General features: G+C 73.2%; 14 protein-coding genes. 5 read left to right on the forward strand and 9 right to left on the reverse strand.

What is annotated here, in order from left to right; genetic code table 11:
* Positions 1 to 34: 34 nt before the first annotated feature.
* The 4 genes from E2E34_RS25185 to E2E34_RS25200 all read left to right on the forward strand — a co-directional run bounded on the left by E2E34_RS25185 (position 35) and on the right by E2E34_RS25200 (position 3774).
* Positions 35 to 268, forward strand: a complete 234-nt coding sequence (locus E2E34_RS25185) for a metallothionein (RefSeq protein ID WP_138904207.1) — start codon at positions 35 to 37, stop codon at positions 266 to 268.
* An 85-nt stretch (positions 269 to 353) separates the two neighbouring features.
* Positions 354 to 1151, forward strand: coding sequence for an SURF1 family cytochrome oxidase biogenesis protein (locus E2E34_RS25190; protein ID WP_138904208.1), 798 nt, complete (start codon positions 354 to 356; stop codon positions 1149 to 1151).
* Positions 1152 to 1217: 66 nt separating this feature from the next.
* A complete protein-coding gene (locus E2E34_RS25195; RefSeq protein WP_138904209.1) occupies positions 1218 to 3029 on the forward strand; it encodes a glycoside hydrolase family 15 protein in 1812 nt (603 codons plus the stop codon).
* Positions 3019 to 3774 (forward strand): SDR family oxidoreductase, encoded by a 756-nt coding sequence (locus tag E2E34_RS25200; protein WP_138904210.1) that lies wholly within the window; start codon positions 3019 to 3021, stop codon positions 3772 to 3774. Before E2E34_RS25195 ends, E2E34_RS25200 begins: the two co-directional genes overlap by 11 nt.
* 209 nt (positions 3775 to 3983) lie before the next feature.
* On the opposite strand, the gene amaP is transcribed toward E2E34_RS25200, so the two are convergent.
* Genes amaP through E2E34_RS25225 form a run of 5 tightly spaced genes read right to left on the reverse strand, consistent with a single transcriptional unit; the run spans position 3984 to position 6287 of the window.
* Positions 3984 to 4562, reverse strand: coding sequence for an alkaline shock response membrane anchor protein AmaP (gene amaP, locus E2E34_RS25205; RefSeq protein WP_138904211.1), 579 nt, complete (start codon positions 4560 to 4562; stop codon positions 3984 to 3986).
* A 7-nt stretch (positions 4563 to 4569) separates the two neighbouring features.
* A complete protein-coding gene (locus E2E34_RS25210) occupies positions 4570 to 5241 on the reverse strand; it encodes a DUF6286 domain-containing protein (RefSeq protein ID WP_138904212.1) in 672 nt (223 codons plus the stop codon).
* Positions 5238 to 5585 carry an Asp23/Gls24 family envelope stress response protein gene (locus tag E2E34_RS25215; RefSeq protein WP_138904213.1) on the reverse strand — a complete coding sequence of 116 codons (348 nt, stop codon included), beginning with the start codon at positions 5583 to 5585 and terminating at the stop codon, positions 5238 to 5240. The genes E2E34_RS25210 and E2E34_RS25215 overlap by 4 nt, the downstream gene beginning before the upstream one ends.
* Positions 5586 to 5593: 8 nt before the next feature.
* Positions 5594 to 5785: a hypothetical protein gene (locus E2E34_RS25220; RefSeq protein WP_138904214.1), complete on the reverse strand. Its 192-nt coding sequence runs from the start codon at positions 5783 to 5785 to the stop codon at positions 5594 to 5596.
* A 13-nt stretch (positions 5786 to 5798) separates the two neighbouring features.
* Positions 5799 to 6287, reverse strand: coding sequence for an Asp23/Gls24 family envelope stress response protein (locus tag E2E34_RS25225; protein ID WP_138904215.1), 489 nt, complete (start codon positions 6285 to 6287; stop codon positions 5799 to 5801).
* Between the two features lie 94 nt (positions 6288 to 6381).
* Between E2E34_RS25225 and E2E34_RS25230 the strand changes: the two genes are divergently transcribed.
* The gene (locus E2E34_RS25230; RefSeq protein ID WP_208765331.1) at positions 6382 to 7137 is read left to right on the forward strand and encodes a hypothetical protein; all 756 of its coding nucleotides are present in this window, start codon (positions 6382 to 6384) and stop codon (positions 7135 to 7137) included.
* 86 nt (positions 7138 to 7223) lie between these two features.
* Here the strand turns inward: E2E34_RS25230 and E2E34_RS25235 are convergent, their stop codons facing one another.
* From E2E34_RS25235 to E2E34_RS35645, 4 genes are all read right to left on the reverse strand, one after another.
* A complete protein-coding gene (locus E2E34_RS25235; RefSeq protein ID WP_138897694.1) occupies positions 7224 to 8015 on the reverse strand; it encodes an enoyl-CoA hydratase/isomerase family protein in 792 nt (263 codons plus the stop codon).
* A gap of 128 nt (positions 8016 to 8143) precedes the next feature.
* Positions 8144 to 8365 (reverse strand): helix-turn-helix domain-containing protein, encoded by a 222-nt coding sequence (locus E2E34_RS25240; RefSeq protein WP_010987827.1) that lies wholly within the window; start codon positions 8363 to 8365, stop codon positions 8144 to 8146.
* 354 nt (positions 8366 to 8719) lie between these two features.
* Positions 8720 to 10318: an ABC-F family ATP-binding cassette domain-containing protein gene (locus tag E2E34_RS25245; RefSeq protein WP_138904216.1), complete on the reverse strand. Its 1599-nt coding sequence runs from the start codon at positions 10316 to 10318 to the stop codon at positions 8720 to 8722.
* A 95-nt stretch (positions 10319 to 10413) separates the two neighbouring features.
* Positions 10414 to 10977, reverse strand: a 564-nt coding sequence (locus E2E34_RS35645) for a hypothetical protein (RefSeq protein ID WP_167518382.1), incomplete at its 5' end; no start/stop codon positions are given.

Consider the following 10977-nt stretch of genomic DNA (forward strand, 5'->3'; position numbering starts at 1 on the left):
CCCCGGCGCCGCCCGCCGTCCCACCCTGTGGCGCATGGCACGTTGCGAGGTATGCGGAAACGACTACGGCATGTCCTTCGAGGTGCACGCGCAGGGCGCGGTGCACGTCTTCGACTGCTTCTCCTGCGCCATCCACCGGATGGCGCCCATCTGCGAGCACTGCCGGGTGCAGATCCTGGGCCAGGGCGTCGAGGTGGACGGCCACTGGTACTGCGGCGCCCACTGCTCACGCGCGGAAGGGAAGGTGGGCATCGTCGACCGGGTCTGAAGCGCCACGCGGCCGCGCACACCGGCCCTCCCCGGCGGGAGACCCACCCGCCGGGGACCACCGCGCGCCAGGTAACGTCAAGGACGTGTACCGCTTCCTGTTGTCCCGGCAGTGGGTGATCCTCACCCTCCTGATGCTCGTCCTCATCCCCACGATGGTCGAGCTGGGCTTCTGGCAGCTGCACCGGCACGAGCACCGGGTCGCGCAGAACGCGCTGATCTCCGGGAACCTCCGGGCGAAGCCCCTGCCCGTCGGCGACATCACCTCCCCCGGACACACCGTCCCGCGCGCCGACCACTGGCGCCGGGTGACCGCCACCGGCACGTACGACACCGCGCACGAGGTCGTCGTACGCCGCAGGACCGACGCCGACGACCAGGTCGGCTTCCACGTCCTCACCCCGCTGGTCATGGACGACGGCCGCGCCGTACTCGTCAACCGCGGCTGGGTCCCGTTCGGCGCCGACCAGCAGGCGTACCCGAAGGTCCCGGCCGCCCCCGGGGGCGAAGTCACCGTCACCGGCCGGCTCAAGGCCGACGAAACCACGGCGGGCAGCGGCATCAAGGACCTCAGCGGCCTGCCGCCCCGGCAGGTCATGCTGATCAACAGCGAACAGCAGGCGAAGGCGCTCGGGCGTCCCGTCCTCGGCGGCTACATCGAGCAGACCGAACCCGTTCCGGCCGGACCGAAGCCGCAGCTCGTGCCCGATCCCGACGCCGACTCGATCGGCCCCCACATGGCGTACGCCGTGCAGTGGTGGCTGTTCGCCGCCGCCGTGCCGGTCGGCTGGGTCGTCCTCGTACGTCGCGAACTGAGCGACCGCGCCCAGGCCGCGGGCGCCGCCGACGAGGCACCGGCCGAACCGGCCACCGCCGACGCCTGAGCCCAGGTCACCCGCGCCGCCGCACCGGCCGCTTAACGCCGCACGCGCGCGGGAACACGAGTTCTCGTGACCCAACGTATCGAGGACTACGCGCTCATCGGGGACCTGCAGACCGCCGCACTGGTCGGCAAGGACGGTTCCATCGACTGGCTCTGCCTGCCCCGCTTCGACTCCGCGGCGTGCTTCGCCGCGCTGCTCGGCGACGAGGACAACGGCCACTGGCGCGTGGCCCCGGCCGGCGCGGGCGCCTGTGCGCGGCGCGCGTATCGCGACGACACCCTCGTCCTGGACACCATCTGGGAGACCCGCTCCGGCTCGGTCAAGGTCACCGACTTCATGCCGCAGCGCGACGAGGCGCCCGATGTCGTACGGATCGTGGAGGGCCTGTCGGGCGAGGTGACGATGCGCTCCACGCTCCGCCTCCGCTTCGACTACGGCAACATCGTGCCGTGGATGCGCCGTACGAGCGGGCACCGGGTCGCCGTCGCGGGACCCGACGCCGTGTGGCTGCGCGCCGAACCGGCGGACCGGGTGAAGAGCTGGGGCCAGCAGTACACGACGTACTCGTCGTTCACCGTCGCCGAGGGCGAGAAGGTGGCGTTCGTCCTGACGTGGCACCCGTCGCACGAGCCGGAGCCGCCCCGCACCGACCCGTTCGATGGCCTGGAGCACAGCGTCCAGGACTGGCAGGAATGGGCCTCCAAGTGCCGGTACGAGGGCCCCCACCGCGAGGCCGTGATGCGCTCGCTCATCACCCTGAAGGCGCTCACCTACGCGCCGACCGGCGGCATCGTCGCCGCCCCCACCACCTCGCTGCCGGAGGAGATCGGCGGCGTACGCAACTGGGACTACCGCTACTGCTGGCTCCGCGACTCCACCCTCACCCTCGGCGCCCTGGTCGCCGCCGGCTACATCGACGAGGCCGCGGACTGGCGCGACTGGCTGCTGCGGGCGGTCGCGGGCGACCCGGCGGACCTCCAGATCATGTACGGCATCTCCGGCGAGCGCCGGCTGCCCGAGACGGAACTGCCGTGGCTGAAGGGGTACGAGGGGTCCGCTCCCGTCCGTACCGGCAACGCGGCCGTCAAGCAGCTCCAGCTCGACGTGTACGGAGAGGTGATCGACTCCCTCTACATGGCCAGGGCCTGGGGCCTGCGTCCCAAGCCGCACGCGTGGAACCTCCAGCTGAGCCTCCTGGGCTTCCTGGAGTCCAACTGGCGCGAACCGGACGAGGGCCTGTGGGAGGTCAGGGGGCCGCGCCGGCACTTCGTGCACTCCAAGGTGATGGCGTGGGTCGCCGCCGACCGCGCCGTACGCGCCCTGGAGGACGACCCGACGCTGCGCGGTGACGCGGACCGGTGGCGGGTGATGCGCGACGAGGTGCACCGGGAGGTCTGCGAGAAGGGGTACGACCCGGAGCGCAACACCTTCACCCAGTACTACGGCTCCCAGGAGCTCGACGCCGCCACGCTCCTCATCCCCCGGGTGGGCTTCCTGCCGCCGGACGACCCTCGGGTCGTGGGGACGGTGGAGGCGGTACGGGCCGAGCTGAGCCACGGCGGCTTCATCCGCCGCTACAGCACGGACGGCCTGACCGTCGACGGCCTGCCCGGCGACGAGGGAACCTTCCTGGCCTGCTCGTTCTGGCTGGTCGACGCGCTGCGGATGACGGGGCGACCGAAGGAGGCCCGGGAGCTCTTCGAGCGGCTGCTGACCCTGCGCAGCGACGTCGGACTGCTCGCCGAGGAGTACGACCCGGCCTCCGGGCGGCAGCTCGGGAACTTCCCCCAGGCGTTCAGCCACATCGGGCTCGTGGTGTCGGCCCTCGGCCTCGACGGCGGAGGGGACGAGGCGGCAGGATGGGCGCATGGATCTTGAACTGAAGGACCGGGTGTACGTCGTGACCGGGGCCAGCCGCGGGCTCGGCTTCGCCTCGGCGCGCCAGCTGACGGCGGACGGCGCGAAGGTCGTGCTGAGCGGCCGGGACGAGAAGGCGGTCGCGGACGCGGCCGCCGAGCTCGGGCCGAACGCGATCGGCGTCGCCGCCGACAACGCCGACCCGGCTTCGGCGGAGCGCCTGATCGCCGCCGCCCGGGCGCACTTCGGTCGCTTCGACGGCATCCTCGTCAGCGTCGGCGGCCCCGCGCCCGGCGTGGCGGCCGAGAACACGGACGAGCAGTGGCAGGCGGCCTTCGACGCCGTCTTCCTCGGAGCGGTGCGGCTGGCCCGCGCGGCGGCGGCGGAGCTCTCCGCGGGCGGCGTGATCGGCTTCGTCCTGTCCGGCTCGGTCCACGAACCGATCCACGGCCTCACCATCTCCAACGGCCTGCGCCCGGGTCTGGCCGGCTTCGCGAAGTCGCTCTCCGACGACCTCGGCCCGCGCGGCATCCGGGTGGTGGGCCTCCTGCCGGCCCGCATCGACACGGACCGGGTGCGTCAGCTGGACGCGCTGTCCGGCGACGCCGAGGCGGCGCGCGAGGCCAACGAGTCGAACATCCCGCTGCGGCGCTACGGCAGGCCGGAGGAGTTCGGCAAGGCGGCGGCGTTCCTGCTGTCCCCGGCGGCGTCGTACCTGACCGGCGTCATGCTGCCGGTGGACGGCGGCGCCCGCCACGGCTTCTGATCCCCCGCTTACGCCGGGCCGGGCCGGGCCTGGGAGGCCGTCGTACGGGTCGGCGCGCCGCAACCGCCTGTGCCCGAGCCGCCGCCCCGCCCGGTGTCCGGACCGCGCGACGGGGCCGGCGGCGTCCGAGGGCGGGTCGGGCCCGTCGCGCGACCGGGGGCGCCGGCCGCTCCGGGCGGGACGCCCCCGGACGGGGCGGGCCGACGCGCCTAACTGACCCGCCGCGCCCCGTGCTTGACCTCCCGCAGGCGGACCTCCGCCGGGAGCGAGTCCAGCGCCGCCGAGTCCCGCGCGTGGGCCAGCGCACCGCGCGTGAACCCGTCCAGCGTCTCGGCCGGCTCGGCGTGGGGTGCGAGGAGCATCGCCACGCGCGCCCGGGGCGCGTCCCGCCGGCCGGTGAGCGTCACGTGCGCCCGCTCCACGCCGTTCAGCGTCCGCGCCTCTTCCGCCAGCGCGTTCTCCAGGGCCCGCCCCCTGAGCACCGCCCCCTCGCCGTCGCGGCTGTCGACCAGCACTTCGGACAGCCGGTGGCGGCGCAGCTGGGCGAGCAGCCACCACAACGCCAGCAGGACCAGCACGGCGAGGACGGCGATGACCACCGGCCACCACCATCCCGAGTCCCGCCACCGCGTACGGTCCGCCTCGCTGAGCAGCACGTCGTCCCGCCCGTCGAACGGCCACCACGACGGTACGGACATCCCGAGGCCGGTGGCGAGCACCCCGCCGCCGACGGCGAGCAGCACCAGACCCGCCAGGCCCAGCAGGACACGGTTCACCTTCTTGGGCATCGTCGCCTCACCCCTTCCTGGCCGGGCGGCCCACCCGCACGGACAGACGCGGCGGCGCGGAGAGCCCGAGCTGCCGGACCGCGGCGGCGAGCACCGTGTCCAGATCGGCCCGGACGTCGTCGAGTGCGCGGAAGTGGGACTCGGCCCGCACCCGCACCTTGGAGCGCCCCACCGCCACCCGAACGGACTGCACGCCGGACACCTCCATCGCCCGGTCGCGCAGGATCATCGCGGCGGCCCGCCGGTCGAGCCCGGCCCGTACGTCGGCCGACGTGCGCCGCATCGGCAGGATCGCGCGCAGCCCGGGCGTGAGGGCGAAGAGCAGCAGCCACAGCCCGAGCGCCGCCGCGACGCCCGCGCCGACGAGCGTCCACACGTCGTCCAGGGGCCGGGTCGCGAGGCCGTCCGCCAGCTCGCGCCGCCACCGCATGGCGGGGTGCCCCGCCCGTACCGCCGCCACGTCGTACAGCAGCAGGCCGACGCAGCCGAGCACCACGAGGGCGACCAGCGCGGCCGGCACCCTGCGGGCGGACCAGAAGCGGCCGGCCCTTCCGCCGCCGTCCTCCTCCCGGAGGGTCGGCACCGCGTCGTGCGAGGCGGGACCGGCGGAGTCCCGCTCGCGTTCGATGAGGGGAAGCCGCTGGGTGCGGCCGCTGTCGTCGCTGTCGGGTTCGCTCACCGGATCCTCCCGCGCTTCGCACCCGGCGCCTGGGCCGAGTGGAGCCGCTCGACGTGGACCGCCACCTCGGACACTTCCATTCCGGCCAGCGAACCGACGCCCCGGGTGACTTCCCGGCGTACCGCACCGCACTGGGCGCCGACGTCGGAGGGGTAGTCGAGTTCGAGCACGACCCGCACGCGCGCCCTGTCGTGATGCACGGTCACCGTCGCGTGCGGCGCCTTGCCGCCCTCCGGCACCTTCCCGAGCGCCTCGCGCGCCTTCTGCGCGGCGATCTTGGCGACGACCCGGTCGGCGATCCGGGTCGCGCCGCGCTCGGCGGCCTCGACCTGACCGGTGGCCATCGGCGTGGTCACCTGGGCCGGCCGCCGCGCTCATCGGCGCGGAAGAAGTCGCCCGGTTCGAGGTCGCCGTCGGCGAACTTGCCCGCTACGAAGCCGATCGCGCCCAAGGCCGCCACCAGCAGAAATGCTCCGAACCCGCCGAAGTATCCGGCGAACCCGAGCGCCATACCGGCCACAAGGCCGACCACCGCCATGCTCATCCTGCTGCTCCCTCTACTGGAGACGTGGCTCCGGCTCGTCCTCTTCCTCGTCGGGCAGCTTCACGTCGCTGACCGCGATGTTGACCTCGACGACTTCGAGGCCCGTCATACGTTCCACGGCAGACACGACGTTGCCCCGGACCGCGCGTGCGACGTCGGAGATCGCTACGCCGTACTCGACGACGATCTCCAGGTCGAGCGCCGTCTGCACCTCGCCGACCTCGGCCTTGACGCCCCGGGTGACCGATTTCGCGCCACCCGGCACGCGGTCGCGGACGGCTCCAAACGTGCGGGAGAGTCCACTGCCCATGGCGTGTACGCCGACGACGTCGCGCGCCGCGAGTCCGGCGATCTTCTCGACCACCCCGTCGGCGATCGTGGTCCGGCCGCGGGAGGAAGGATCGCCGCCACCCCGCTTCGTCATGGAGGTCTTCCTGGCCTCCTGGCCGGGCGCCCCTTTGTCGGGGTTGTCCGGCTGGTTTCGCTGCGTGGTGTCAGTCATATCCGTTCGTCCCTTTCCGGGCGGTACTGGACTCCCTTGCCCACATTAGGTCCGGTTGCCCGATCTCGCGCCGGGGATGCGGCAGGCTGGTGCAATGGCACCTGACGGATTGACCCGGGGAGTACGGCGACGACTCGGCCTGGGCAGACTGCTGCCGCTGGGCGAGGCGTCCGACGGCGCGTGGCTCGCGGAGAAGGCCGCCGGCCCGGTTCTGCGGGAGGCGGTGGCGGGCATCACCGGCGTGAGCGTGGGGGCGCTGCGCATCGGGCTGGCCGATCCGGACGCGGCCGCCGAACCGGCCGTTCCGCCCCCTCCGGGCGCGCTGCCGCCCGGGCCGCTGCGCGTCGTCGCGGACCTGACGGCCACGGCGGGCGGCGAGCCGCTGCCGCACCGGGCGGAGCGGCTGCGCATCGCGTTGCGGGAGGCGGCATCGGCCCGGCTGGGGCTCGTGGTCACGGCTGTGGACCTGCGGGTGACGGACCTGGTGGAGGCGGGTGAGGAGCCGGTGACCGCCGCTCCCCCGGACGGGGGAACCGGCGACGCGTCCGAGGACGGCGGCTCCGGCGGCGGACAGGACGAGGCGTCGGACGCCGGGCCGGAGCGGCCGGAGGACGACGGCGGGGGCGACCGGGCCGCCGCCGAGGCGGCCGCCGCGGCCGTCCCCGGCGTGGCCCGGCTGACCGGCGTGCTCGGCGCGCCGGTCCATCTCGCCGACGGCCACGTGCGGGTCGAGCTCGCGACGGCGGCGGGGCACCGGGCGCTGGCGGTCGCCGTCGCCGTGCGCAAGGCGGTCGCGGCGTCCCAGGGCGGCCGGACCACGGTGGCCGTCCTGGTGACCGCGGTGGAATGAGCCGGCCGGCGCCGCACCGGGCCGGCCGCGCGGCGTGCGACGCACCGGCCGGTTCCCGGCCGGGCGTCGGGTCTCGCACGGGTCGGTCAGTCGCCGAGGCCCGCGAGATCACGGAGCCTGCGGGCCTGCGCGGCGCGCTCCGCGACACGCTGGTCCTCGTAGGTGCGCGCGGACGCACCCTGGAGCAGCGCCTTGGTCTCGATCACCGCGTCGCGCGGCGCCGCCAGCAGGGCGCCCGCCAGGTCCCGTACCGCCCCGTCGAGTTCCTCGGCGGGCACGACGAGGTTGGCGAGGCCGACACGCTCGGCCTCCGCCGCGTGGACGAAACGCCCGGTGGCGCAGATCTCCAGTGCGCGCGCGTAACCGACGAGGCTGGTCAGCGGGTGCGTACCGGTGAGGTCGGGGACGAGACCGAGGCTGGTCTCGCGCATGGCGAACTGCACGTCCTCGGCGACGACCCGCAGGTCGCAGGCGAGGGCGAGCTGGAATCCGGCGCCGATGGCATGGCCCTGTACGGCGGCGATGGTGACGAGGTCGCTGCGCCGCCACCAGGTGAACGCCTCCTGGTACTCGGCGATGACCGCGTCGAGGTCTTCGTCGGAGCCGCGTGCGAGGTCAAGGAAGGAGGGCTCACCGTCGAAGCCCTCGGGGCTGAACGCCTGCCGGTCCAGGCCGGCGGAGAAGGACTTGCCCTCGCCGCGCAGCACCACGACCCGCACGTCGCCAGGCAGAGACCGTCCGGCTTCCGTCAACGCCCGCCACAGAGCGGGAGACTGGGCGTTGCGCTTGGCCGCATTGGTCAGGGTCACCGTGGCAACGGCGTCCTCGACGGTGAGTCGTACGCCGTCCTTGTCGAGCACAGAGTCGAGCGAAGCCATGTGGCGCCTCCGGTCCGGGTGGCAGTCGTGCGGTCATTAAGTGACTGCACAGTAACCACCCGGGCGATCCTGCGATCGACCGGGTGGCCACCGCCCACAAACCGATGGGCCGGGCCCGCCCGAGGCGGTCAGGCCGTAGTGGCCTTCTTGCCTCGTGTCGCCCCGCCGCGTCCCCGCAGCGTGACGCCGGACTCGCTGAGCATCCGGTGTACGAATCCATAGGAGCGGCCGGTCTCTTCGGCCAACGCCCGGATGCTCGCACCGGAGTCGTACTTCTTCTTCAGGTCTGCCGCGAGCTTGTCGCGCGCGGCGCCGGTTACCCGGCTGCCCTTCTTCAGAGTCTCGGCCACCCGTGCCTCCTCAAGGAAGTGCGCTCTGGACTCTCATGATCACCCCTTCCCGGCTTCCTGGCCACCCATTCGGCAAGGTCCGTACAACAACGTTCGCCGCCAGGGAACCGCCCGCCGCGCTCCAGGTGCGCCGTACGTGGGATTCCGCGTCCTGCGTTCGAACGAGCAGCGCGGGGAATGGCCAGGTCAGCACGGGTAAACGATCAGCGGAACGCGAAGGGCCCGCCCCACGGGGGGCGGGCCGCGATCCGGTGCATGACACGCCGGGGTACGAGAGCTACTCACTCAGATGAAGGATCACCCGTAAGCCGAATGATCCAGCGCGAGTGGATCAGCCCGGGATCCGGAACCCGGTCAGGCCAGGGCGACGAGGTCCTTGTAGTCCGGGCCCCACAGGTCCTCCACGCCGTCGGGCAGCAGGATGATCCGCTCGGGCTCCAGCGCGTCGACCGCTCCCTCGTCGTGCGTGACGAGGATGACCGCGCCCTTGTACGTGCGCAGGGCGCCGAGGATCTCCTCGCGGCTGGCCGGGTCGAGGTTGTTCGTGGGCTCGTCGAGGAGCAGCACGTTGGCGGACGAGACGACCAGGGTCGCCAGCGCGAGACGGGTCTTCTCGCCGCCGGACAGGACCCCGGCCGGCTTGTCGACGTCGTCGCCGGTGAAGAGGAACGAGCCGAGCGTCTTGCGGACCGCGACGAGGTCGAGGTCGGGCGCCGCCGAGCGCATGTTCTCCAGGACCGAGCGCTCCGGGTCGAGGGTCTCGTGCTCCTGGGCGTAGTAGCCGAGCTTGAGGCCGTGGCCGGGGATGACCTCGCCGGTGTCGGGCTTCTCGGCGCCGCCGAGCAGGCGCAGAAGGGTCGTCTTGCCGGCGCCGTTGAGGCCGAGGATGACGACGCGCGAGCCCTTGTCGATGGCCAGGTTGACGTCGGTGAAGATCTCCAGCGAGCCGTACGACTTGGACAGGCCCTCCGCCATCAGCGGGGTCTTGCCGCAGGGCGCGGGGTCGGGGAAGCGCAGCTTGGCGACCTTGTCGGAGACGCGTACCGCTTCGAGGCCGGACAGCAGCCGCTCGGCGCGCTTGGCCATGTTCTGCGCGGCGACGGTCTTGGTGGCCTTGGCGCGCATCTTGTCGGCCTGCGAGTTGAGGGCCGACGCCTTCTTCTCGGCGTTCTGGCGCTCGCGCTTGCGGCGCTTCTCGTCGGCCTCGCGCTGCTGCTGGTAGAGCTTCCAGCCCATGTTGTAGACGTCGATCGCGGAGCGGTTGGCGTCCAGGTAGAAGACCTTGTTGACCACCGTCTCGACGAGGTCGACGTCGTGGGAGATCACGATGAAGCCGCCGCGGTAGTTCTTCAGGTAGTCCCGGAGCCAGACGATCGAGTCCGCGTCGAGGTGGTTGGTCGGCTCGTCGAGGAGCAGGGTGTCGGCGTCCGAGAAGAGGATGCGGGCCAGCTCGACGCGGCGGCGCTGACCGCCGGAAAGGGTGTGCAGGGGCTGGCCGAGCACGCGGTCGGGCAGGCCGAGCGCGGCGGCGATGGTGGCGGCCTCGGCCTCGGCGGCGTAACCGCCCTTGGTGAGGAACTCCGTCTCCAGGCGCTCGTACTTCTTCATCGCCTTCTCGCGGGTGGCGCCCTGTCCGTTCGACATGCGCTCCTCGTTCTCGCGCATCTTGCGCAGGACCGAGTCGAGGTCGCGGGCGGACAGGATGCGGTCGCGGGCGAGGACGTCGAGGTCGCCGGTGCGCGGGTCCTGCGGCAGGTAGCCCACCTCGCCGGAGCGGGTGATGGTGCCGCCGGCCGGGGTGCCCTCGCCGGCGAGGCACTTGGTGAGGGTCGTCTTGCCCGCTCCGTTGCGGCCGACGAGGCCGATGCGGTCGCCCTTGGCGATGCGGAAGGAAGCGGACTCGATGAGGAGGCGGGCGCCGGCGCGCAGCTCGATGCCGGAGGCGGTGATCAAGGGAAAACTCCAGGGCGGTATGGACGGCGGAAGGGACGGGCGGAGATCTTCTTCGACGCCGTCTAATGCACAAGGAGAGTTGCCATAGACCCAGTCTAACGGTCGCCCGCAACTACTTTTCTGGCGCGGGCGTGGTCGCCCGGCGGGCCGTTGCGCAGGGGTGTGCGGTCCGGCACGATCCGGCCGAGATCGTCGACGGCGACGAGTTCGGCGGTCCAGGAGGCCCCGGCGCCGCAGGGCTGGGCGACCAGCAGGGCGCCGCCGGTGCGGGCCGTGCGGCGGGCGTCGAAGGCGCAGCCGGGTTCGGCGGGCAGCACCCAGCGCAGGTCGCCGTCGCGGGTGCGGTACGCCGCGATGCGCTGCGGGGTGACGACGGCGAGCATCCGGGCGGCTCGGTCGAGGGCCTGCAGCACCCCGGCGGCGCGGCCCGGTCCGCCGGCCGCGAGCCAGCGCGAGAGGCCGGGGACGGCGCGGTGCCAGTGGACGGTGCGGCCGGTGGTGCGGGCGGTGTCGGTGACCAGGCCGTCGCTCCACAGCGCGAAGGCGTGGCCGGGCGCGGGCCGCACGGCGAGGGGGCGGCGCCCGGCGCGGGTGTGCGTCCAGTGCCGGCGCCCGCCCGCCCCGTCGTACGCCTCGACCGCCCCGCCCCTGATCCGCAG

This window comes from Streptomyces albidochromogenes, assembly GCF_005981925.1.
Classification (GTDB): domain Bacteria; phylum Actinomycetota; class Actinomycetes; order Streptomycetales; family Streptomycetaceae; genus Streptomyces; species Streptomyces albidochromogenes.

Excerpts from the sequence above, each read along its gene's own strand:
- E2E34_RS25185 (WP_138904207.1), top strand. The coding sequence starts at position 35 with ATGGCACGTTGCGAGGTATGCGGAAACGACTACGGCATGTCCTTCGAG.
- E2E34_RS25235 (WP_138897694.1), bottom strand. The coding sequence starts at position 8,015 with ATGGCTTCGCTCGACTCTGTGCTCGACAAGGACGGCGTACGACTCACC.
- E2E34_RS25230 (WP_208765331.1), top strand. The coding sequence starts at position 6,382 with ATGGCACCTGACGGATTGACCCGGGGAGTACGGCGACGACTCGGCCTG.
- E2E34_RS25200 (WP_138904210.1), top strand. The coding sequence starts at position 3,019 with ATGGATCTTGAACTGAAGGACCGGGTGTACGTCGTGACCGGGGCCAGC.
- E2E34_RS25225 (WP_138904215.1), bottom strand. The coding sequence starts at position 6,287 with ATGACTGACACCACGCAGCGAAACCAGCCGGACAACCCCGACAAAGGG.
- amaP (WP_138904211.1), bottom strand. The coding sequence starts at position 4,562 with ATGCCCAAGAAGGTGAACCGTGTCCTGCTGGGCCTGGCGGGTCTGGTG.
- E2E34_RS25215 (WP_138904213.1), bottom strand. The coding sequence starts at position 5,585 with ATGGCCACCGGTCAGGTCGAGGCCGCCGAGCGCGGCGCGACCCGGATC.
- E2E34_RS25220 (WP_138904214.1), bottom strand. The coding sequence starts at position 5,785 with ATGAGCATGGCGGTGGTCGGCCTTGTGGCCGGTATGGCGCTCGGGTTC.